Below are 20,282 nucleotides of genomic sequence, written 5' to 3' on the forward strand. Positions count from 1 at the left end.
GCTATACCTCCGGCGACCCCCGTTTCGAGACAGGATGCACGAGGCCGGACTCCCCGAACTCCGGACGCTCGCCGACTACCAGTTCGGTGCGGGCGTCGGCGCGGCGTTGTTCCCGGACGACGACGAGTACGAGGTCGACCGCTCGAAGACCGGACGCCCCCGACAGGTCGCCACCGTCGCGGGCGACGAGCGTCGGCGCCTCGTCTCGCTGGGGACCGACGGCCGGTTCACGCTCGGCCTCGCCGGTGGCGAACGCATCGTCGACGCCCTCGACGCGCCCGGCGGTCGGGTCGTCGTCGGCGACGAGAGCGAACCCTTCGTCCGCGAGGGCAAGAACGTCTTCGCGAAGTTCGTGGCGGCAGTCGACCCCCAGATTCGCCCCTCTGACGAGGTGGCGGTCGTCCACGAAGACGGCGACGTGCTCGCGGTCGGACGGGCCGAACTCGACGCCGCGGCGATGCGGGACTTCGACACCGGGATGGCGGTGCTGGTTCGGGAAGGCGCGGACTGAGCGAAATCGAACGCTGACTACAAACCCACCCTTTTTCCTGTCGCAGTCCGTCCGTCTACGTATGTTTGGAGGAGGCGGGGGTATGAACCCCAGGAAGATGAAACAGATGATGAAGCAGATGGGTATCGACGTCGAGGAGATCGACGCCGAGGAAGTCGTCATCCGCACCGGTGATGGCGAGGAACTCGTCTTCGACGACGCCGACGTCACCCGCATGGACGCCCGCGGGCAACAGACCTACCAGATTATCGGCAACCCCGAAGAGCGGGAGTCCACCGCCGGCACGGGTGCGGGCGAGGCCGAAGCCGAAGCCGAAACCGAGGCCGAGGAAGGCGGTGCGGGTGAGATCCCGGCCAGCGACATCGAGATCGTCGCCCAGCGCACCGGCGCGAGCGAGGACGAGGCGCGTGCGGCCCTCGAAGAGACGGGTGGCGACCTCGCTGCCGCCGTCGAGAAACTCGAGTGACGCTCCTCGTCGTCCGCGGTGACCGCGAGTTCCTCGTCGAGCGCGGCGAGGAACTCCACACGGACCTGGGGGTCCTCGACGTCCCCGACGACGCCGAACCCGGCGACACGCTCACGACGCACCTCGACGAAGAGTTCCGCGTCCGCGAACTCCGCGGGCCGGACCTCTTCGACCACATGGAGCGGACGGGCGCGCCGATGGTCCCGAAGGACATCGGCATCGTCGTCGGCAATACGGGCGTCTGCGCCGAGGACCGCGTCCTCGACGCCGGCACCGGGACGGGCGTGCTCTCGGCCTACCTCGGCCGGATGGGTGCGGACGTCACGACCTACGAGATAAAACCCGAGTTCGCCGAAGTGGCCCGCGAGAACATGGACCTCGCCGGCGTCGCCGAGAACGTCGACGTCCGGGCGGGCGACCTGACTGAGCACCTCGACGACGTCGTCGAGGAGGGTCCCTTCGACGTCCTCACACTCGACACCGAGGACGCACCCGAAGTCGTCGAACGCGCGCCGGAACTGCTCGCCTCGGGCGGGTACGTCTCGGTGTACTCCCCGTTCGTGGAGAACGCCCGCGCCGCCGCCGAGACGGCCCGCGAGGCCGGTCTCGTAGAAGTCGAGACTCTCGAAACCATCCAGCGCCGGATGGACTTCGACGAGCGTGGGAGCCGACCGACCACGAAGGGTATCGGCCACACGGGCTACCTCACGTTCGCGCGGACGGAGTAACTCCCGTTCTCGCCCTTCTTCTCGTCGTTCGACACTCGCCAGCGACAGGTGAGCGATTCGTGGTGGCTCGGCCGGTGGACCCCGATAAGAAAGCCTCGAACGTCGCGAAAAAGTGGCTCAGTAGATGAGTTCGTCGTCCTTCTCGACCATGTAGAGCGTCCGCGCGGAGATGTTGACCGCGTGGTCGCCGACGCGTTCGAGGTCGCGGACGGTGAGGAGCATCCGGGAGACGTCCTGCATGAGGTCCTCGACTTCCTCCTCGGTGGCTTCCTCGCCGAGTTCCGTCTCGATGAGGTCGCGGACCACGGCGCGCGAGGCGTCGGCACAGAGTTCGTCGAGGTCGTCGTCGCGCGCGGCGATTTCGTAACAGCGGTCGACGTCCTCGTGCTCGTAGGCCTCCATCGCGTCCTCGACCATCTCGACGGTCAGGTCACCGATGGCGTTGATGTCGACCTCGGGGAACATGTCGCGGTCGGCGTCGAGGGTGTGCTCGCCGAGGTTGGTCGCGAGGTCCCCGATGCGTTCGAGGTCGGTGATGATCTTGAACGAGGAGGCGATGAGGCGGAGGTCGCCCGCGACTGGCTGTTGGAGGGCCAGCAGGTCGATACAGTCCTGTTCGAGGTCGAGGTAGAGGTCGTTGATCTCGTCGTCGCCCTCGATGACCCGCTGGGCGAGCTCCTCGTCTTTCGTCTCCATCGCTTCGAGCGCCATCCGGAGACGGTCGATGACGACCTCGGACATGTAGAGGACGTCCTCCTGCATCGAGTCGAGTTGTTCTTGGTAGGATTCGCGTGCCATAGTTGGTGTCAGATGTATGATTGGGGACTGCGTATAACGGTTCGGGCTCGTCCGACTACCCGAACTTGCCGGTGATGTAGTCTTCGACGCGCTGGCTCTGCGGGTTCTCGAAGATCTGTTCGGTGTCGCCGTACTCGACGAGTTCGCCACCCGTGAGGAAGACGGCCGTCTGGTCGGAGATGCGGGCCGCCTGCTGCATGTTGTGGGTGACGATGACGACGGTGTAGTCCTCGGAGAGTTCGTCGACGAGGTCCTCGATCTTCGAGGTCGCGATGGGGTCGAGCGCCGAGGCCGGTTCGTCCATCAGGATGACCTCGGGGTCGACGGCGAGCGCGCGGGCGATGCAGAGTCGCTGCTGTTGGCCGCCGGAGAGGCCGAGCGCGTTGTCCTCGAGGCGGTCGTGCACCTCGTCCCAGAGTGCGGCCTTCCGGAGCGCGCGTTCGACGATCTCGTCTTCTTCCTCGCCGGAGTCGTCACCGAGGAGCCGTGCGAGGAGACCCGACTGAATGTCTCCGTGCTTGCGGGGTCCGTAGGCGACGTTGTCGCGGATGGACTTCGGGAACGGGTTCGGCGACTGGAACACCTGGCCGACCCGCTTGCGGAGTTCCACGAGGTCGATACCCTCCTGGTAGATCTCCTGGCCGTCGAGTTCGACCGACCCCTCGACGGAGGCGGCCTTGATGCGGTCGTTCATCCGGTTGAGACACCGGAGGAACGTCGACTTCCCACAACCGGAGGGGCCGATGAGGGCCGTCACGGAGTTCTCCGGGATGTCCATCGAGATGTTCTGGATGGCGTGGTCTTCACCGTAGTAGACGTTGAGGTCCTCGACGGAGAACTTCGTGGGACCGTCGAAGTCGTAGTCGACCCACGACTCTTGGACCTCTTCTTCCGTCTCGCCGGCCGTAGTCGGCGTCGACGTGGTCGTCCCGGGCGATTCCTCCTCGGTCGGTTCGGGGGTGCTGTGTGTTTCACTCATTGACTAGGCCTCCAGTTTCTTCCGGAAGTAGATTCTCGAGACGATACCGATGGCGTAGAACGACAGGACGACGAGGAGCAGGACGAATGCCGTCCCCCACGCGAACCCGATGTTCTCGCCGACCCCGGCCGTGATGATGGCGTACAGTTGGTAGGGGAGCGCGCTCGTCGCCTGCAGGAGCGCGTCGTTGGTCACGAACGGAGGCGACGTCGTGAACTGGAACGACGCGAGGACGTTGGGGGCGTCACGCGGGAACGGCGCACCCGCGGACACCAGCAGGATCGGTGCCGTCTCACCGGCGATTCGGCCGACGCCGAGGATGATGCCGGTGATGACGCCGGGCATCGCCGCCGGGAGGACGACGCTCTTGATGGTCTCCCACTGGCCGACGCCGAGTGCAGCGCTCGCGTCCCGGTAGGCGTCGGGGACGCTCTTCAGCGCCTCGCGGCTGGTGATGATGACCAGCGGGAGGAGCATGAACCCGAGGACCAGTTGCCCGGCGAGGATGGACTGGCTGTTACCGAGCCGGGGGACGAGGAACGCCCAACCGAACAGGCCGTAGACGATACTCGGCGTCGACCAGAGTCCGTTGGTCGACACCTCGACGAGTTGGGTGAAGCGGCTCTGCTCGGCGTACTCCGTGAGGAAGACGGCCGCGCCGACGCCCAGCGGAACGGCGAACAGGATCGCGCCGACGACGAGCCACACCGTGCCGACGATGGCCGGCATGATGCCGTTGACGTCGTTCATCAGCGCGTAGCCGTTCATCACGAACGGCCAGTGGAACCAGAGTACCGGCCCGTCGATTATCAGGTAGCGGTCGATGGGCGGGACGTAGAAGTACGTCCAGTTGGCCCAGAAGAGACCCCACTGGATACCCTTGGTCGCCGGCCCCCACCCCTTGCTCACGACGTAGCCGACGAGCACGAGGAGGAGGGCGAGCATCGCGGCGGCGCTCGCGGAGATGAGGAGGTACGCGCCCGCCTCCTTCCCGCGGGTGCCGAACCCGCTGTAGGCGCGGGCAGCCATCCACGCGGTCAGGAAGCCGACGACGATGGCGAGCACGGCGACGACGATGTCGCCGCGGAACGTCGCGGACGTCTGAATCGGCGTCCACGCCCATCCGGGAGCGATGACGCCGGTGACGACGACGAGACCGGTCAGGAGTGTGAGTGCACCGGCCGGCAGCGTCGTGCCGAGGTCGCCGCGCGGGTAGACCGTGACGGCGGCCGCGCCGAGGGCGACCACCAGTCCGCCGAGCGGCCAGAGCGTCGAGAGACCGAGGGTCTGTGCGGCGAGGAGTCCGCCGACGACGAAGCCGACGAGCCCGAAGGTCACGGTCGGGACGAGACCGGCGGTCCGGTCGGGTTCCGAGCGGAGCATGCCCGCACGGGAGAAGCCGCCCACGACGAAGAGACCGAGTCCGACGGCCGTCAGGAGACCACCGATCCACTGGTAGAGGGGGAGTCCGGCGTAAACCGACTGCATGCGGAGCACCTGGAAGATGGCGAGCAGTCCCGCGACGACCGCGAGGAGCGACCCGCCGGAGAGGACGATGGCCGCCTGGTCGAGTGTGGAGTTCCCCCGTTTGACGAGTTGGTTCTGGCTGTCGGTGTCCGTGCTCATGCTTCACCTCCGAGTTTCTGGCGCATGCGCGCCTCGACGTACAGCGAACCGAGGCTGAGCGCGAGGACCGTCACGAACAGGACGACGCCCGCCGCGAACAGTGCGTTCATGTGATAGCCCGAGGCGATGCCGTACTGGCTCGCGATGAGGCTGGTGAGCGTCTCCTGACCCTTCGGCCCGAACACGTCGTAGAGTGGGTCGGGTAGTGTTTGCGTGTGCGCGAGCATGACCGTCACGGCCATGGTCTCGCCGACGGCGCGACCGACGCCGAGGATGACGGCGGCCGAGACGCCCGAGAAGGCCGCGGGGAGGGTGACGCTGGTGATGGTCTGCCACCCGGTCGCCCCGAGGGCGATGGAGCCGTCTTTCATGTCGTCCGGGACGGCGTCGAGGGCGTCCTCGGCGACGGAGACGACGGTCGGGAGCGCCATCAGTCCGATGACGAGTCCCGCGCCGAAGAGACTCCCGTAGGTCGGGAGCGAGAGTTCACGCATCATGTAGTCGTTCACGATGACGAAACCGAGGAAACCGTAGACGATAGAGGGAATGCCGGCGAGTACCTCGATGGCGGGCTTGATGACTTCGCGCGCCCACCGTGGTGCGATTTCGCTGACGAACAGCGCACCCGAGATACCGAGCGGGCCCGCGATACACATGGCGAGGATGGTCGTCAGGAACGTCCCCCACATCATCGGGACGAGCGAGAAGAGTTCCCGACTCGGCGACCACATCGTCTCGCCGACGTGTGTCAGCAGGTCGAGCCCCATCAGTCGGAAGACGGGGAACGACTGGACGAGGAGGTAGACCGTGATGAGTCCGAGAATCACGACCGTCGAGACGGTCATCAGCGCCATCACGACCTTCGCCGTCGCCTCCTGGTAGACGACCCACCCGTACGCGATGACGGCGAGGAAGCCCAGGAGGGGGTAGATAGTCACCGCGGGGAGGACGAGGAAGGCGGCGACCGTCGCCAGGATGGTCACCGCGCTGGCGACGCCGATGCGCTTCGTCCCCGCGTCGAACTGCTCGAAGCGACCGAACGGGAGGCCGTCGGTGGCGCTCATCGTTGTCGACCTCTCCGGGGCCGATTGTCTTTCTGTCGATACGCTCCAGTCATCACTGTGTGCTCGGGAGCTTCGAGAGTTGGTTTTTCTGTCGCTCGTCCGTCAGCGCCGCGTAGCCGGAGGTCTTCACGAAGTTCTCCTGGCCGAAGTCGCTGATGATCATCCGGAGGTAGGCCGCCTCCTGCTTCGAAGTGCCCTCGTAGGTGTACATGTGGAGGTCACGCGAGAGCGGGTAGTCCTTGTCGGCGAGGTTCTTCCCGGGGACGAACTTCTTCCCGTCGAAGGTGAGCGAGATGGCGGGCGTCTGCTCGGTGACGAAGGCCAGCGCCATGTACGCGATGGCGTTCGTCGAGTTGGCGACGACGGTCTTCACCTGCTGGTTCTGTCCCTTCCGGAGGTCGACGCCCGGAATCGGCTCGTTCGCGTTCCCGTAGAGGTTCAGGCGGAACGCGGTGTCCGTCCCGGACCCCTCCGCACGACCGACGACCTGGATGGACTTCGACTCGCCCTCGTAGCCGGGGACGTCCTTCCAGTCGGTGATGTCGCCCTTGTAGATCGCCTTCAGGGTTTCTGCGGTGATCCCGGTGACGCCCGCGTTGTAGACCTCCTGACTGACGACGATTGGCTGGGCGTCGACGCCGACGACGTGGTCGGTGTACTTCGAGAGTTCTTCCTCGGAGAGGTCCGGCATCTCCGCGGAGACCGGTGCACTGGAGTTGCCGATGTCGACCTGCCCCTTCAGGAGTTTCTCCATCCCCGTCCCGGAGTGGCTCAGGCCGACGGTGACGTTGTACGGCGCGGTACCGCCGTCGCCAGACTCGAAGCCGTAGAGTCCCGCCCAGTAGTCGGCGAGTGCTTTCTGCGTGTCGATACCGTACTGGCTCGGGCCCCAGTACTCCTCGTCGGAGGCCGGTGGGTTCGAGTTCCAGTACGACGCCGCAGTGTTCGCGATGGGGTACACCGTCGACGACCCACCCGCCTTCAGCAAGTCGGTCGTCCCCCCGCCGCCACCACCGCCGCCGCCGCTGGTGTCGGCGCCGCCGCTCCCGGGCGGCGTCTTACTGGTGCTGATACAACCGGCGAACGATGCCGCGAGACCGGCCCCACCTGCCAGGACCGTGCGCCGAGAAACCGGCTTGTCGGTCATCACTTGACCCAAAGCCATTTCTAAATAAATACCCTGCTATTATCGCTACATAGGACTATATAGACAACGGGAGACACGGGAAGCGGTTGCAGAGCGAAGTGCCCCTCTCAGACCCGCTCCGGCAACTTCGCGCGCTCTTCTCTCTGACGTTCGTCGGTGAGTGCCACGTAGTTGTTCGGCGTCACGAAGTTCTCCTGGCCGAAGTCGCTGATGATCAGGTCAAGGAAGGCAGCCTCCTGTTTCGAGGTTCCCTCGTAGGTGTACATGTGGAGGTCACGCGCCAGCGGGTAGTCGCGGTCGGCGAGGTTCTTCCCGTACTCGTAGAGGGTGTCACCGATCTGGAGGCCGATTGGTGGGACCTGACCGTCCGGTTCGACGAAGGCGAGCGCGAGGTAGGCGACGGCGTTGTCGGAGTTGGCGACGACGGTCTTCACCTGCTGGTTCTGTCCCTTCCGGAGGTCGACACCCGGCATCGGCGCGTTCGGGCCGCCGAGGACGTTCACGCGGAACGCGGTGTCCGTCCCGGACCCCTCCGCACGGCCGACGGCCTGGATGGACTTGTCGGGTCCGCCGAGTTCCGACCAGTTCGTGATCTCCCCCTCGTAGATACCCCGGAGTTCCTCGATGGTGAGCGTCGCGACGCCAGCCTCGTAGATTTCGCGGCTGACGACGATGGGCTGGGCGTCGACGCCGACCACGTGATCCGTGAACTTCGAGAGCTCTTCTTCGCTCGCCTCCGGGAGCTCCGCAGCGACCGGCGCGCTGGAGTTCCCGATGTCGATCTGTCCGCGTCTCACCTTCTCGATGCCCGTCCCGGAGTGGCTCAACCCGACCGTCGCGACGAACGGAGCGGACCCACCCGCCGACGAGTCGAAGCCGTAGAGCCCACCCCAGTAGTCGGCGAGCGCTTTCTGCGTGTCGATGCCGTACTGGCTCGGTCCCCAGTACTCCTTATCGGAGGCCGGCGGGTTCGAGTTCCAGTAGGACGCCGCCGTGCTCGCGATGGGGTACACCGTCGACGATCCGCCCGCCTTCAGCGGCGTGACGTTCTCACTCGTCGTCGACCCGGTCGGGTTCGTCGTCCCGTCCGAACCCAGCTGCTGTGTTCCACTTCCCCCGGTACAACCTGCGAGCGCCCCGATTCCGACGATGCCGGCGCCGGACAGAATCGATCGCCGCGAGACGCTGTCGTTCTCGGTCTGTCGAACCATCGAGTGAAGCGTGTCGAGAGGGACGTATGTACGCTGCTATGAGGTATATATCTCGGCCCGAAAACCCACTTGTAGCCACATATCTCTATATTCCTCTCCATATCCCTCTAGAGCAGAACGTATTGGACCGCAATCTCTCACTACGTGCCGGTAGAAAGTGTTTTGGGAAATATATAGACGAGAGAATTAATATAGTGCCTCCCCAATGGACGAGTATGGAACGACGGAAAGTGCAGGTCACCGGCGGGTCGACCTACACGGTCTCCATTCCGAAAGACTGGGCGCGAGAACACGACGTGAGCGCCGGCGACGAGGTCGGTTTCCAGCCGGACGGCAACTCCCTCCTCCTCACCCCGATCACCGACGACGAACCCGTCCGCGGGAGCATCGACATCTCCGGACTCGAAGGCGACGAACTCGTCCGGACGGTCGTCACGATGTACGTCAGTGGTTTCGACGTCCTCGAACTGGAGGCGAACCGCATCACTTCCGGTCAGCGGCGCTCGATTCGGAACGCGACCCAGGGACTCGTCGGCCTCGAAGTGCTGGAGGAGACCGGCGACCGCGTCGTCGTCCAGGACCTCCTCGACTCGGCGGAGTTCTCCGTCCACAACGCGGTCAGCCGAATGCGACTCATCGCGCTCTCGATGCTCGACGACGCCGTGACCGCACTCGTCGAACACGACCCCGACCTCGCGCGGGACGTCGTCGAGCGCGACGACGACATGGACCGCCTCTGGTTCATGGTCTCGCGGGTGTTCCGTAGCTCTCTGCGGTCGCCCGAGGCCGCCCAAGACATCGGTCTCGACCGCGAGACGTGCTTCGACTACCACTCCAGCGGACGACAACTCGAACGCATCGCCGACCACGCGACGAAGATGGCGAACGTCGCGCTCGACATGGACGAGGCGATTCCTGCCGACGTCGGAGACGGCGTCGAAGACCTCCACGCGGACGCGACGGAAGTCATCGACACCGCGATGGAGGCCCTGTTCGAGGAGGACTCGGAGACGGCGACCGACCTCGCCAACGAGGCGCGGGCGCGCGTTCCGGGTATCGACGAGCACACGCGCGCGATAGACGACCTCCTCCGGGACCTCGAACCGCGACAGGCCCAGCAACTCAGCCTCATCGTCGACTCGCTCTCGCGGTGTGCCGACTACGGCGGGAACGTCGCCGAGACGGCCCTCCAGAAGGCCGCCCCGTCGCCGAATCCCTGAATCGGCTGGTTCCCCCGCCAATCCCTCAGCTACCGGCAATCACTCGCGCGGAGGAACACCCTTTACCCATTCCTTCTCCTACACGACCCCATGCCCGAGCAGACCACCGAATTCCCGGCGTACCTCGACGTCGACTACACCGACGGCGAGGGCGAGACACCCGAGGATTATCCGACGCTCGAAGACAAGATCGAGAAGGCTATCGAGGTCACGAAGACGGGCCTCGAAGAGTACAAGAACCCGGCCATCATGTGGACGGGCGGGAAGGACTCGACGCTCACGCTCTACTTCGTCAAGGAGGTCGCCGAGCAGTACGGCTACGAACTACCGCCGACCATCTTCATCGACCACTTCCAGCACTTCGACTCGCTGCTGGACTTCGTCGAGAAGTGGGCCGACGAGTGGGACCTCGACGTCATCTACGCGCGTAACGAGGACGTCGGCGACTACGTCGAAGAGAACGACCTCGAACCCGGCGACGACATCCCGGTCGACGAACTCTCCGAGCACAACCGACACCACATCCGCGACATCCTCGAGTACGAGGAGGACACCTTCCCCTTCCTGCTCGACACCTACGTCGGCAACCACCTGCTGAAGACGGTCGCGCTCAACGACGCCCTCGAAGAGCACGACGTCGACGGCATCTTCTCCGGCATCCGCTGGGACGAGCAGGAGGCCCGCGCCGACGAGACGTTCTTCAGTCCGCGTCACGACCCGGACATCTACCCGCCCCACGACCGCATCCAGCCGATCCTCCAGTTCGACGAGGCCGCCGTCTGGGACGCCTTCTGGAACTACGTCGTCCCCGACACGGTCGAGGAGTACCCCGACGACGGCTACGTCCCCCAGTCCTACGACGACCTGCCGAACGACCTCTCCCACGAGGACATCCCCGTGAGTCCGAAGTACTTCAAGGGCTTCCGCTCGCTGGGTTCGGAGGTCTCCACGGACAAGGCTGACGACGAACCCGCCTGGCTCCAGGACCTCGAAGGGACGACCGAGCGCGCCGGTCGCGCCCAGGACAAGGAGGACCTCATGGAGCGCCTCCGCGACCTCGGCTACATGTAGGCGCCGGGCGGTCGCTCCCCGAGCGACGCCCACACGGACGAACCTTTTTCTGCGAAGCCGCGACCAGTCCACCCCATCCGCAGAGGAGTGCCCGGAACGGTTTCGCGGGAGTGCGGCCACCCGTTTCGGAGAAGTCGTGCCGCCTGTCCGCCATCCACCCCTATGCACCCCGCTCGTCACCGCGCCCGCTCCCTCACCCGTCGTGCCCGTCGAGTTCCGCGTCCATCTTGAGTCGACGGACGTCGTAGCCGCGGGACTCGTAGAGCGCACGGGCCGACTCGTTCTCCCGGTTCACCGAGAGCGTGACGCGTTCGCACCCCTCCTCGCGTGCCCACGACTCGGCCGCGTCCAGCAGCGCGGTCGCGACGCCCGCACCACGGTGGTCGGGCGCGACGTACACCTCGCCGACGTTCCCCGAGGGACCACGGGCGAACACCGGCGGCGACGGTTTCCGCTCGACCGTCGCGTAGCCGACGAGGTCACCCGCCACGACCGCGACGAAGGTCGCGACGTCGTCGTCCGCGAACCGGTCGTGGCGGTACGCCAGCGCGTCCGGCCGGAGGTCACCGTCGGCGAGTTCGTTGTACGAGTCGAGGTCCGCCATCTCCCGCGCGAACGGGAACCAGAGGTCGTCGACGAGCGTCGGGACCTCGCCCTCTCGGAGTTCGCGTACCTGCATACGCGACCCGTCAGAACGCGAGACTAAAGCCGTTCTGCCGCGTCTCCGCTCAGGAACGCGACTCGACGTCGGACTCGCCCAGTGCAACCCAGTCCTCGACGCCGAGCACGACGGCGCGCGTCGCCGTGTCGAGCGCACGCTCCCAGTCGTCGTCCATCCGGCAGAACTCGGCGAGCAGGTCGGCGCCACGCTGGACGTCGGGTTCCGTCTCGCTCCGGAGGTCCTGCAGGATGTCGGCGCGGCGGCTCTCGCCGTGGTGTGCGAAGGACGCTTCGAGTCGCGCCAGCGCCCGCGACTCGACGAGGGCGCGGCCGACGAACCCGCCCCCGAGGCGTTCGGCCGGGTTACGAACGTCCCGGAGGTACTCGTCGAGTCCGCTGTCGGTCGACTCGACCGACTCGTCGGGCAGTTCCGCGAGGAGTCGCTCGTAGTGTTGGGCCTCCCGCTCGGCCACGTCGACGTAGGTGTCGTGGAGGACGTCGTCCACGGCCCCCTCGGCCCACGCCGCGAACCTGTCGCGAGCGGCCGCATCGCTCCTCGCCGCCGCGCGGAGTGCGGACTCCGCCGTGAAGCCGCCGGCCGGCGTGTCGGCCGCGAGCGCGCTATCGAGTCGTTCGAGTTCTGCCCCGGCCGACGTCTCGACGGCGGCGAGGAACTCCTCCGGAGTCATACCGGCGACTACGCGTTCATCGCCAATCAACGTTCCCGCCACGAGGACGCGCGCGACCGGTGTAGAAAGCTCTCCGCTCGTCCGCTGGACCCGGCGAGACTACCAGTAGTCGTCTCGTCAGTCGTCGTCCGCGGTGACTGGCCCTTCGCCGCGGTTCCCCGCGGGGACGTCGTCCTCGATGCTCGGCGGGTACTTCCCGCGGTCGATCTTGAGGTCCGAGAGCGGCCGCGCCATGCAGGTGAGACAGTAGTCCTCGGCCTCCTCCTCGGTGAGGCCGCGGGCCGCGGGCTGGGCGACTTCACCCTCGACGACCTCCGCCGAGCAGGCCAGACACATGCCGACGCGGCAGGAGTACTCCTGGGCGATGCCCTCCTCCAGACAGGCCTTGAGGATCGTCTCCTTCTCGGAAACTTCGATAGACTCGTCGCGACCGACGAACTCGACCGTGTGTTCAGTCATAGACGGCCATTCGACGAGCGCCGGGAAAACTCTTTATCCACCCGTGTCCCCGCGCAGGCGACGGATTTCTGGATAAAGAGTTTTCCCGACGCGCCCCAATCTCGGCGTATGCCCAACCACGAGTCCGACACCGCCGACTCGTCGTCGAGTTCACGGAAGCACTCCGTGGACGTCGTCGTCGTCGGCGCCGGGACCTCCGGCTGTTACGCCGCTGCCACGGTGGCGATGGCCGGATACGACGTGGCCATCGTCGAACGCAAGTCCGAGTCCGAGGCCGGCCACATCGCCTGTGGCGACGCGCTCAAGGGCGCGGACGCCTTCCCCGACGCCATCCCCAAGCGGAAACTCGAACCCGCCATCACGAACACCGAGGTCGACCACGGCCGCTTCGAGATTCCCCAGGAGGACACGGTCCTCGAAATTCCGGTCCCCGGCGAACTCGCCGTCATCGACCGCTGGGAGTACGGGAAGTGCATCATCCGCGGCGCGAACGACCGCGGCGTCGACTTCCACTACGACGTCGTCGTCCAGGACGTGAAACAGGACAAGGCCGGCCGCGTCACCGGCGTGCGCGGCAAGCGAAAGGGCGAGGTCGTCCACTTCGACGCCGACGTCGTCGTCGACGCCGCGGGGTCGCTCTCGCTCCTCCAGGACAAGGTCGACTTCTCGGACTCGACGTTCGACACGAACGTCTCGTACTCGCAGTTCTGTTCGGCCTACCGCGAGATCGTCGAAGTCCCCGAGGAGGTCGAGTGGAAGGACGCGCTCGTCTTCAAGCCGACCAAGCGCGCGGCGGGATACCTCTGGTACTTCCCGCGCACGGGCACGGAGATCAACGCGGGCCTCGGGTTCCAGATGAACGAACAGCCGATGAAACTCGTCGAGGACCTCAAGCGGGACCTCCGCAACCGCCCCGAGTTCCAGGGCGCGACGGTGAAGGACAAACTCGGTGCCGCGCTCCCGACCCGACGGCCCTACGACTCGGCAGTCCACCCCGGCTACATCGCCGTCGGCGACGCCGCCGGTCTCGTCAACCCGACCACCGGTGGGGGTATCGCCGGCGCGGCCTACTCCGGGAAGTACGCCGCCGAGCAGGCCATCCAGGCCCTCGAAGAGGGCGACGTCAGCGAGGAGGCGCTCTGGGAGTACAACGAGCGCGTCATGGACCACTTCGGCGCGCGCTACGCCGGACTCGACGTCTACAACGTCCTCTCGACGGCCGTCGACGTCGACTCCCTGATGAGCCTCATGGCCTCCCTCCCTGCGGGGAAACTCTCGGAGGCGCTCTACTCCGGCAGCGCCGACCTCGACTGGAAACTGAAGTTCCGGACGGCCGTCAAGAGCTTCGGCCACTGGGGGCAGATCTACCAGTTCTACCAGACGAAGCAACTCGCCGACGAACTCCTCGAACACTACCACGACTACCCCTCGACACCTCACGGGATGGAGTCGTGGCAGGAACGACGCGACAGCATCATGGACCGCATCTACGAGCAGACCGGCGCCGAGGCGAAGTACTAGATCCGTTTCTGCGCTCTCTCGGCCGCTAACGCGGTCTCGCTCGCGACGACGATGGGCGCCGTCGGTCCGTCCGTCACCAATCGACGCCCACGGACGGTCGAACGCGTCACGGGCCATTCGGCCGTTCTAGAACCGACGCGCCGAACGTTCAAGTACGGAGACGGCACCAGACCCCCGTGTGCGGTGAGAATCGCCGCGGCGGGTCGGACTCGGAGACGGTGACGCGTCCCGCCGCGGAGCGGACGCGTCACCAGTACGCTACGGGATTCGCTCGACTGTCTCGACGACGGCGTCGGTGAGGACGTCGATGCCGATGTCCAGACTCGTCTCGTCGACGTCGAACGTCGCAGTGTGGTGGCCGCCGGGGTGGTCGGTCCCCACGCCGACGTACGTCGCGAGGCCACCCTGCTTCTGGACGTGCTGCATCAGGTAGGTCGCGTCCTCGCTCCCGCCGAGTGCGGCGTGTTCGAGGACGTGGTCGACGTCGGGTTGGTGCTTCGCGACGTCCTCGACGACGTCGACGAGTTGCTGGTCGCTCTCGGCGCTCGGTGCTTCGCCCTCGGTCGAGAGTTCGACCTCGCACTCGTGCATCTCCGCGGCGTTGTGGAAGACGCGCTCTGCCTTCTCGCCCATGTAGTCGCGCAGGCGAGTCGTCTCGCCGCGCACCTCGCCCTCGACGAACGCCTCCGCAGGGACGATGTTCGAGGTCGTGCCGCCGCCGATACGCCCGGCGTTGACGCGCGTCGCGCCGTCCTTGTGCCGCGGGATGGCGTAGAGGTTCTGGATGGCCGTCCCGACCGCCTGCACCGCGTTGCGGCCGGCGTTCGGCTCGGCCCCCGCGTGGGACGGTGCGCCCTCGAACTCCGCGAGCAGGTGGCTCACCGCGAGGAATCCACCCATCCCGGCGACGACCTCACCCGTCGGGTGGTCGAGACCGACGTGGACGGCGAAGAGGTAGTCGACGTCGTCGAGGTGGCCGCCCTTCGCCACCGCCTTGCCGCCGCCGACGCGCTCCTCGGCCGGTTGGAAGAAGACCTTGAACGTCCCCGAGAAGTCACTCTCCTTCACGGCTTCGAGGACGCCGACGCCGATGGTCGCGTGCGCGTCGTGCCCGCAAGCGTGCATGTATCCCTCGTTCTCGGAGCGGAAGCCGCGCTCGGCGGGGTCGTGGTCGGAGTCGGCTTCCTCGATGGGCAACGCGTCGATGTCGACGCGGAGACCGACCGTCGGACCGGCGCCGCGTTCGAGGACCGCGACGGCGCCCGTCGTCCCGCCTTCGAAGTGTTCGAGGACGTCCTCGTCGGCCCCCGCGTCCAGCGCGCGCTGGAACCACTCGTCGAGCGTCGCGTCGTCGGGGACGGCCATCCGGTCGTCGACCGAGAGGGCGTCGGCGCCGAGGTAGCGGTCGTCGACGCCGATACGGTCCAGTTCCTCGACGATGCGCGCGGTGGTGTAGAACTCACACCACGCCGGTTCGGGGTGGCGGTGGAGGTCTCGACGGAGCGCGAGCAGCGGGTCGGTCGGTGAGTCGCTCATGCTCGCTCAGCGGTCGCCACGGACTATAAAGGTGTGAGGGGCGACGGAGTTGCCGCGAGAGGAAAACCTATTTGCGGGCGTGCGACCCAGTGGTGAGTCGTACGCACATGAGTAGTAGAGACGACATCGACGAGGACGTGAAGGACACGGACGTCCTCGACGAAGACGTAAAAGAGGAACTCGAGGCGGTGGAGGACACCGAAGAGGAGGTCACCATCGAGTTCTACGGCGGGAAGTGGATGAGTGCGGTCCCGCTGACGTTCTTCGTCGTTTGGGCAATTGTACAGAGCGGAGTGCTCCGCATCGGCGACACCACCGGACTCGTCACCGGGATGCTGGTCGGTCTCATCGTCGGACTCTTCTTCGTGAAGGGCTCGTGGAAACACTACGCGAACACTATCTTCGAGGGGATGACCCGCCGCGTCGCGGCCACCGCGGTCGTCGCGTGGCTGTGGGCTGGCATGTTCGCCGCCACCATCCAGACCGGCGGCTTCGTCGGCGGACTCGTCTGGGCCGCGGACGCCGCGGGTGTCGGCGCCGTGCTCTTCCCGGCAGTGACGTTCATCCTCGCAGCACTCCTCGCGACCGGCATCGGGACCGGCTACGGGACAACTGTCGCGTTCAGTGCACTGTTCTTCCCCGCGGGCGTGCTCCTCGGGGCGAACCCGGTGCTCCTGTTCGGCGCCATCCTCTCGGGGGCCGTCTTCGGCGACAACCTGGCTCCCGTGAGCGACACGACTATCGTGAGTGCCGTCACGCAGGACGCCGACATCGGTGGCGTCGTCGCCTCCCGATTCAAGTACGCCGTCACGGCGGCCGTCGTCGCCTTCGTCGGCTACCTCGTCGCCGGGTCGATGCTGTCCGGCGTCGACGTCTCCGGGCAGGCTCAGCAGATCTTCCTCCAGCAGAGCGAACCGCTCGGCCTCGTCCACCTCGTCTCGATGATGGTGGTCATCCTCACGGCCGTCCGGGGTCGCCACATCGTCGAGGCCATCTCGTGGGGTATCGTCGTCGCGTTCGTCTTCAACGTCGTCCTCGGTCTCGCACCGGTCTCGAAGATGATCGTCTTCGAGGCGCCACAGAGCCTCGGCATCGCGCAGTCGCTCGCGTGGCTCCCGTTCGTCCAACTCGTCCCCGCCGCACAGACGGGCGTGAGCGGTAGTCTCTACTCCGGTGCGAAGGGCTTCTTCCCGCTCATCGTCCTCGTGTTGCTCATCGTCGCAGGCGCACAGGTGATGATCCGGGGTGGTGGCTTCCGCGCGATCCAGGACTGGCTCCTCGAGTCGGTCGCGACAAGCGTCCGCCGCGCCGAACTCTCGATGGTCCTCGGCACCGCGACGGTCAACGCGATGATCACCATCAACACCGCCGCCGAAATCGCCATCGCGCCCTACATCGCACGTCTCGGCGAGCGCTTCAACATCAACGGCTACCGCCGCGCGAACATCCTCGACGCGAACACGTCCGCGCTGGGCTACATCTTCCCGTGGTCCGGCGGCGTCCTCGTCGGCTACGCCGTGTTGCAGGGGCTCCCCGAACAGTACGACTGGTTCACGCAGGCGATGGTCGTCAACCCGGTGGAGGTCTTCCCCTTCGTCTTCCACGGGTGGGTGCTCGTCATCGTCTTCTTGCTCTCGGCGCTGACCGGGTTCGGTCTCGAATACACCTCGGACCGCGAGTCTGAGGAGGTGGCACGCGTATGAGTCTCCTACAGAAGTACCTGAAAGGCTGGCAGTTCCGCACGCACACCCCCTCCTTCGAGGAGGGCGAAGAGATGTCGGTGTTCGTCACCGGAACCGAGGACGGCACGCCGGTGGCCCGCATCGGCGATACGGTACTCGAACTCCACGACGCGCCGTCGGACCTCGTCGACAAGCGCGTCGTCCTCCGAGTGACGTACTTCGACGAGACGAAACACCGAGGCGAAGCGGAGTACATCGAGACAGTCGGCGAGAGCGCGTTCTGAACGCGGCTCCGCACCTACTTTTTTCGAGGAACAGTCGCGAGAGAGTGCCCCTACTGCGCGCCGACGGTACGGCGCCGCTCGATGTCCGCGGAGATAGAGATACTGTCCGGGTAGTCCCACTCCATGATCTCGCGGGCGAGGTCGTCGTGCCCGAGAATCTCGAGTTCGCGTCGGTAGACCGTGTAGTGCCACGAGCGGAACGTCTCGCTCTCGTCGCCGTCGAGGGACTTGTACAGCGGGACGTAGTTCTCTCGCGGTGGTTCGGAGTGCGGTCCCTTCAGCTCCGCCCCCTTTCGGCGGACGGTGTCGCGGATGTCCTCGACGACCCGATCGAGGGTGTCGCGGTCCCCGCTTTCCAGGGTGAGTTTAGTTACGAAGGTCATGACTGGGAAGTCTACTCGTACTGAGGGCGCCGGAGTTCAAAAATAGTGTGTTTGTGTCCTCGCCACTCGCTCACACTGTTCGGGGTCTCGTGTCCGACATTCTCTTAATCCGGCACCGATTACACCACAGTAATGACGGTTCAAGCAACCAGCGCCGGTGCCATCCTCTATCGGGACACCAGGGGCCGGCGCGAATACCTCCTCCTCAAGAGCCGCCCCGGGGACTGGGAGTTCCCGAAAGGCGGCGTGGAGGGGGACGAAGAACTCCAGCAGACCGCTATCAGGGAGGTGAAAGAAGAGGCGGGCATCGAGGACTTCCGGCTTCTCGACGGCTTCAGAGACGACTACGACTACGTCTTCGAGGCGAACGGAAAACGAATTCACAAGACGGTCCACCTCTTCGTCGCGAAGTCCTTCGAGGCCTCCGCGGAACTCTCGAACGAGCACTCCGACCTCCAGTGGCGGGACTACGAACAGGCGATCAACACCATCACGCAGGACGGGCCGCGCGAGATCCTGCGCGACGCCCACGAGTTCCTCGACGAGAAGTTCGACGAGGACGGTGAGGAGTCCGATGAGGGGTCCGACGGGGGGTAACGCCCCGGACTCCGGCGATATCCCTTTAGTCGCCTAGTCCCAACTCCGCCCGTGACAGCCGGCGACTCCGACCACGAGTTCGGCTTCGAACTCCGCTTCTGTGCGTGGGCCGAGCGCGCGTGGGACGCACACGCCGACAGCGACGACTTCGTCGTCGCGCGCCAACTCGGCACCCGCGGCCGGCGCTGGGACACGGTTATCGTCGAATCCACACCCGAGGCGCTCCGCGAACGGGCCGCACTCGGCGCGGACACGCTCGACCCCGACCTCCAGTTCCTCGCCGAACACGCGCCCGCGGAGTGGGCGTGGTACCGCGACGCGCTCCCCGACCCCGGCTACCCGTGGCGCTACGTCCGGCAGGCCATCCACCGCGGCGCGGCCCGCGGCGTCGTCGAGAAACGCCGGAACGGCAACCGCATCCAGATTCGGCGAGTCGGTCCCTACCCCGACTGGGTCGAGCGCCTCGTCGCCGTCGAGCACAAACCCGACCTCGACGCCAGTGCCGCGCGCGACCTCGCCGACCAGCTAGAGCGCGACGTCGCGCTCGGACTCGCCGACGAGGTGTGGCTCGCGACCGAGGCGACCGGCGCGCGCGTCGAACCTGCCCTGCTCGAAGAGATGCCGGTCGAGGTCGGTATCCTCGTCTTCGACCCGGTCGCGGGCGACGTGGAGGTCGTCTGGTACCCCCGCTCGCTCGACCCCGACGCGCCGGGCGAGCGCGTCCGCGGCGGCGAATCCGAGTCGGTCGACGCCGACCGCAAGGCCGAACTCCGCGCGCGCATCGCCGAGCGCGCCTACGGCCGCGGCTGGCGGCACTACGTCGACAACGTGCGCCCGGACTGCCGGCACTTCCACCTCCGACGCGCCGATACGGGCTACGTCCCCGCCTGTGGAGCGAAGGGCTGCGAACAGTCCGAGAGCGAGTGCGGGAGTTCCTGTCCGGAGTTCGAACCGGAACCCCCAACCTGGCGACAGCAGGGGTGGCCCGTCGAGGGCGGTCCCGGAAAGACGATCCAGCGGGTGTTGGCCGCGCGACGTCGCCGCGAACGCCCAGGGCTCGGGGAGTGAGCGGCGACCCGCGGGACCGCCGTCACTCCTCGTCGTCGGCGACTTCGACCCTGTCGCGGTCGACGGCGAGTTTGAACGTCGGGACCGTCCGGTAGACGACTTCGACGACCCCCTTCCGCTCCAGCGAGTTGAGGGCCTGTCGCACCGCCTTCGACTCGGGGTCGATACCGAACTCCTCGTGGAGTTTGTGGAGGACCGAGACGACGCTCTCCGAGCGCTCGTCGGGTCCAGCGGCGACGGCGAACACCTGCTCTTCGAGGTCGGACATGTGGATGGTCATCGTCTCGCCGACCTCCTCGCCGCGGACCAGCGCGACGCCGGCCGCCGTCGCCCGGATGAGGCTGTTCTCGTCGCGGTAGTAGTAGTCTCTGAGTTCCGACTCCAGGTACTGGTGGACCTCGCTCCCGCTCTCGACGTCCCAGCGTTCCTGGAGGGCGCTGTTCTTCGTCGGTTGTAACTCCACGATGTCCGCGAGTCGCTCGCGGGCTTCCGCCCCGAGTTCGGGTTCCCCGTCGTCCGTGTCGGCGTCCGCGTCGCTCATACGTCTTGATTCCGGGTGGGAGTATTTCGCCCTTGTGGACG

Annotated in this window: 22 protein-coding genes; 10 read left to right on the top strand and 12 right to left on the bottom strand. The window is 66.3% G+C overall.

The window, feature by feature from the left end; all coding sequences use genetic code 11:
* Positions 1-34: 34 nt before the first annotated feature.
* The 3 genes from P0Y33_RS08850 to P0Y33_RS08860 all read left to right on the top strand — a co-directional run bounded on the left by P0Y33_RS08850 (position 35) and on the right by P0Y33_RS08860 (position 1,705).
* The gene (locus tag P0Y33_RS08850; protein ID WP_279527048.1) at positions 35-511 is read left to right on the top strand and encodes a PUA domain-containing protein; all 477 of its coding nucleotides are present in this window, start codon (positions 35-37) and stop codon (positions 509-511) included.
* 61 nt (positions 512-572) lie between these two features.
* Entirely contained in the window at positions 573-977 is a 405-nt protein-coding gene (locus P0Y33_RS08855; RefSeq protein WP_279527049.1) for a nascent polypeptide-associated complex protein, read from the top strand.
* Positions 974-1,705 carry a methyltransferase domain-containing protein gene (locus P0Y33_RS08860; RefSeq protein ID WP_279527050.1) on the top strand — a complete coding sequence of 244 codons (732 nt, stop codon included), beginning with the start codon at positions 974-976 and terminating at the stop codon, positions 1,703-1,705. The genes P0Y33_RS08855 and P0Y33_RS08860 overlap by 4 nt, the downstream gene beginning before the upstream one ends.
* 117 nt (positions 1,706-1,822) lie before the next feature.
* Here the strand turns inward: P0Y33_RS08860 and phoU are convergent, their stop codons facing one another.
* The 6 genes from phoU to P0Y33_RS08890 all read right to left on the bottom strand — a co-directional run bounded on the left by phoU (position 1,823) and on the right by P0Y33_RS08890 (position 8,530).
* Entirely contained in the window at positions 1,823-2,503 is a 681-nt protein-coding gene (gene phoU, locus P0Y33_RS08865) for a phosphate signaling complex protein PhoU (RefSeq protein WP_279527051.1), read from the bottom strand.
* Between the two features lie 55 nt (positions 2,504-2,558).
* Complete coding sequence (gene pstB, locus P0Y33_RS08870) at positions 2,559-3,482, bottom strand: phosphate ABC transporter ATP-binding protein PstB (RefSeq protein ID WP_279527052.1); 924 nt, start codon at positions 3,480-3,482, stop codon at positions 2,559-2,561.
* A gap of 3 nt (positions 3,483-3,485) precedes the next feature.
* Positions 3,486-5,108 (bottom strand): phosphate ABC transporter permease PstA, encoded by a 1,623-nt coding sequence (gene pstA / locus P0Y33_RS08875; protein ID WP_279527053.1) that lies wholly within the window; start codon positions 5,106-5,108, stop codon positions 3,486-3,488.
* The gene (pstC, locus tag P0Y33_RS08880; RefSeq protein ID WP_279527054.1) at positions 5,105-6,172 is read right to left on the bottom strand and encodes a phosphate ABC transporter permease subunit PstC; all 1,068 of its coding nucleotides are present in this window, start codon (positions 6,170-6,172) and stop codon (positions 5,105-5,107) included. Before pstC ends, pstA begins: the two co-directional genes overlap by 4 nt.
* Positions 6,173-6,224: 52 nt before the next feature.
* On the bottom strand, positions 6,225-7,319 hold the full coding sequence (locus P0Y33_RS08885; RefSeq protein ID WP_279527055.1) for a PstS family phosphate ABC transporter substrate-binding protein: 1,095 nt from the start codon (positions 7,317-7,319) through the stop codon (positions 6,225-6,227).
* Between the two features lie 107 nt (positions 7,320-7,426).
* Positions 7,427-8,530, bottom strand: coding sequence for a PstS family phosphate ABC transporter substrate-binding protein (locus tag P0Y33_RS08890; RefSeq protein ID WP_279527056.1), 1,104 nt, complete (start codon positions 8,528-8,530; stop codon positions 7,427-7,429).
* Between the two features lie 215 nt (positions 8,531-8,745).
* Between P0Y33_RS08890 and P0Y33_RS08895 the strand changes: the two genes are divergently transcribed.
* Both P0Y33_RS08895 and P0Y33_RS08900 read left to right on the top strand, forming a co-directional pair.
* Entirely contained in the window at positions 8,746-9,750 is a 1,005-nt protein-coding gene (locus P0Y33_RS08895; RefSeq protein WP_279527057.1) for a phosphate uptake regulator PhoU, read from the top strand.
* A gap of 90 nt (positions 9,751-9,840) precedes the next feature.
* Entirely contained in the window at positions 9,841-10,821 is a 981-nt protein-coding gene (locus tag P0Y33_RS08900; protein WP_279527058.1) for a phosphoadenosine phosphosulfate reductase family protein, read from the top strand.
* Positions 10,822-11,014: 193 nt separating this feature from the next.
* Here P0Y33_RS08900 and P0Y33_RS08905 read toward each other — a convergent pair whose 3' ends face one another.
* The 3 genes from P0Y33_RS08905 to P0Y33_RS08915 form a co-directional block, all read right to left on the bottom strand.
* Complete coding sequence (locus P0Y33_RS08905) at positions 11,015-11,500, bottom strand: GNAT family N-acetyltransferase (RefSeq protein WP_279527059.1); 486 nt, start codon at positions 11,498-11,500, stop codon at positions 11,015-11,017.
* A gap of 49 nt (positions 11,501-11,549) precedes the next feature.
* A complete protein-coding gene (locus tag P0Y33_RS08910) occupies positions 11,550-12,170 on the bottom strand; it encodes a hypothetical protein (protein WP_279527060.1) in 621 nt (206 codons plus the stop codon).
* 117 nt (positions 12,171-12,287) lie between these two features.
* Positions 12,288-12,629 carry a 2Fe-2S iron-sulfur cluster-binding protein gene (locus P0Y33_RS08915; RefSeq protein ID WP_279527061.1) on the bottom strand — a complete coding sequence of 114 codons (342 nt, stop codon included), beginning with the start codon at positions 12,627-12,629 and terminating at the stop codon, positions 12,288-12,290.
* 108 nt (positions 12,630-12,737) lie between these two features.
* On the opposite strand from P0Y33_RS08915, the gene P0Y33_RS08920 reads away from it, so the two are divergent.
* Positions 12,738-14,150, top strand: a complete 1,413-nt coding sequence (locus P0Y33_RS08920; protein WP_279527062.1) for a geranylgeranyl reductase family protein — start codon at positions 12,738-12,740, stop codon at positions 14,148-14,150.
* Between the two features lie 258 nt (positions 14,151-14,408).
* Here the strand turns inward: P0Y33_RS08920 and P0Y33_RS08925 are convergent, their stop codons facing one another.
* Complete coding sequence (locus P0Y33_RS08925; RefSeq protein ID WP_279527063.1) at positions 14,409-15,686, bottom strand: amidohydrolase; 1,278 nt, start codon at positions 15,684-15,686, stop codon at positions 14,409-14,411.
* Between the two features lie 107 nt (positions 15,687-15,793).
* On the opposite strand from P0Y33_RS08925, the gene P0Y33_RS08930 reads away from it, so the two are divergent.
* Positions 15,794-17,389 (top strand): Na+/H+ antiporter NhaC family protein, encoded by a 1,596-nt coding sequence (locus P0Y33_RS08930; protein ID WP_328518001.1) that lies wholly within the window; start codon positions 15,794-15,796, stop codon positions 17,387-17,389.
* The gene (locus P0Y33_RS08935; protein WP_279527064.1) at positions 17,386-17,652 is read left to right on the top strand and encodes a DUF7513 family protein; all 267 of its coding nucleotides are present in this window, start codon (positions 17,386-17,388) and stop codon (positions 17,650-17,652) included. Before P0Y33_RS08930 ends, P0Y33_RS08935 begins: the two co-directional genes overlap by 4 nt.
* A 50-nt stretch (positions 17,653-17,702) precedes the next feature.
* Here the strand turns inward: P0Y33_RS08935 and P0Y33_RS08940 are convergent, their stop codons facing one another.
* On the bottom strand, positions 17,703-18,035 hold the full coding sequence (locus P0Y33_RS08940; RefSeq protein WP_279527065.1) for an uS10/mL48 family ribosomal protein: 333 nt from the start codon (positions 18,033-18,035) through the stop codon (positions 17,703-17,705).
* A gap of 132 nt (positions 18,036-18,167) precedes the next feature.
* On the opposite strand from P0Y33_RS08940, the gene P0Y33_RS08945 reads away from it, so the two are divergent.
* Both P0Y33_RS08945 and P0Y33_RS08950 read left to right on the top strand, forming a co-directional pair.
* Positions 18,168-18,632 (top strand): bis(5'-nucleosyl)-tetraphosphatase, encoded by a 465-nt coding sequence (locus P0Y33_RS08945; protein WP_279527066.1) that lies wholly within the window; start codon positions 18,168-18,170, stop codon positions 18,630-18,632.
* Positions 18,633-18,683: 51 nt separating this feature from the next.
* A complete protein-coding gene (locus P0Y33_RS08950; RefSeq protein ID WP_279527067.1) occupies positions 18,684-19,700 on the top strand; it encodes a DUF5787 family protein in 1,017 nt (338 codons plus the stop codon).
* Positions 19,701-19,722: 22 nt separating this feature from the next.
* Here P0Y33_RS08950 and P0Y33_RS08955 read toward each other — a convergent pair whose 3' ends face one another.
* Positions 19,723-20,241 (bottom strand): DUF5797 family protein, encoded by a 519-nt coding sequence (locus P0Y33_RS08955; RefSeq protein ID WP_279527068.1) that lies wholly within the window; start codon positions 20,239-20,241, stop codon positions 19,723-19,725.
* Positions 20,242-20,282 lie beyond the last annotated feature (41 nt).

Source organism: Halospeciosus flavus (assembly GCF_029814175.1).
In the GTDB taxonomy this organism is placed as follows: domain Archaea; phylum Halobacteriota; class Halobacteria; order Halobacteriales; family Halobacteriaceae; genus Halospeciosus; species Halospeciosus flavus.

Bases quoted from the DNA above. Each gene is read 5' to 3' on its own strand.
- P0Y33_RS08935 (WP_279527064.1), top strand. From the start codon at position 17,386: ATGAGTCTCCTACAGAAGTACCTGAAAGGCTGGCAGTTCCGCACGCAC.
- P0Y33_RS08920 (WP_279527062.1), top strand. From the start codon at position 12,738: ATGCCCAACCACGAGTCCGACACCGCCGACTCGTCGTCGAGTTCACGG.
- P0Y33_RS08850 (WP_279527048.1), top strand. From the start codon at position 35: ATGCACGAGGCCGGACTCCCCGAACTCCGGACGCTCGCCGACTACCAG.
- P0Y33_RS08930 (WP_328518001.1), top strand. From the start codon at position 15,794: ATGAGTAGTAGAGACGACATCGACGAGGACGTGAAGGACACGGACGTC.
- phoU (WP_279527051.1), bottom strand. From the start codon at position 2,503: ATGGCACGCGAATCCTACCAAGAACAACTCGACTCGATGCAGGAGGAC.
- P0Y33_RS08915 (WP_279527061.1), bottom strand. From the start codon at position 12,629: ATGACTGAACACACGGTCGAGTTCGTCGGTCGCGACGAGTCTATCGAA.
- pstB (WP_279527052.1), bottom strand. From the start codon at position 3,482: ATGAGTGAAACACACAGCACCCCCGAACCGACCGAGGAGGAATCGCCC.
- pstC (WP_279527054.1), bottom strand. From the start codon at position 6,172: ATGAGCGCCACCGACGGCCTCCCGTTCGGTCGCTTCGAGCAGTTCGAC.
- P0Y33_RS08910 (WP_279527060.1), bottom strand. From the start codon at position 12,170: ATGACTCCGGAGGAGTTCCTCGCCGCCGTCGAGACGTCGGCCGGGGCA.
- P0Y33_RS08900 (WP_279527058.1), top strand. From the start codon at position 9,841: ATGCCCGAGCAGACCACCGAATTCCCGGCGTACCTCGACGTCGACTAC.
- P0Y33_RS08885 (WP_279527055.1), bottom strand. From the start codon at position 7,319: ATGACCGACAAGCCGGTTTCTCGGCGCACGGTCCTGGCAGGTGGGGCC.
- P0Y33_RS08940 (WP_279527065.1), bottom strand. From the start codon at position 18,035: ATGACCTTCGTAACTAAACTCACCCTGGAAAGCGGGGACCGCGACACC.
- P0Y33_RS08890 (WP_279527056.1), bottom strand. From the start codon at position 8,530: ATGGTTCGACAGACCGAGAACGACAGCGTCTCGCGGCGATCGATTCTG.
- P0Y33_RS08905 (WP_279527059.1), bottom strand. From the start codon at position 11,500: ATGCAGGTACGCGAACTCCGAGAGGGCGAGGTCCCGACGCTCGTCGAC.
- P0Y33_RS08945 (WP_279527066.1), top strand. From the start codon at position 18,168: ATGACGGTTCAAGCAACCAGCGCCGGTGCCATCCTCTATCGGGACACC.
- P0Y33_RS08895 (WP_279527057.1), top strand. From the start codon at position 8,746: ATGGAACGACGGAAAGTGCAGGTCACCGGCGGGTCGACCTACACGGTC.
- P0Y33_RS08955 (WP_279527068.1), bottom strand. From the start codon at position 20,241: ATGAGCGACGCGGACGCCGACACGGACGACGGGGAACCCGAACTCGGG.
- P0Y33_RS08925 (WP_279527063.1), bottom strand. From the start codon at position 15,686: ATGAGCGACTCACCGACCGACCCGCTGCTCGCGCTCCGTCGAGACCTC.
- P0Y33_RS08855 (WP_279527049.1), top strand. From the start codon at position 573: ATGTTTGGAGGAGGCGGGGGTATGAACCCCAGGAAGATGAAACAGATG.
- pstA (WP_279527053.1), bottom strand. From the start codon at position 5,108: ATGAGCACGGACACCGACAGCCAGAACCAACTCGTCAAACGGGGGAAC.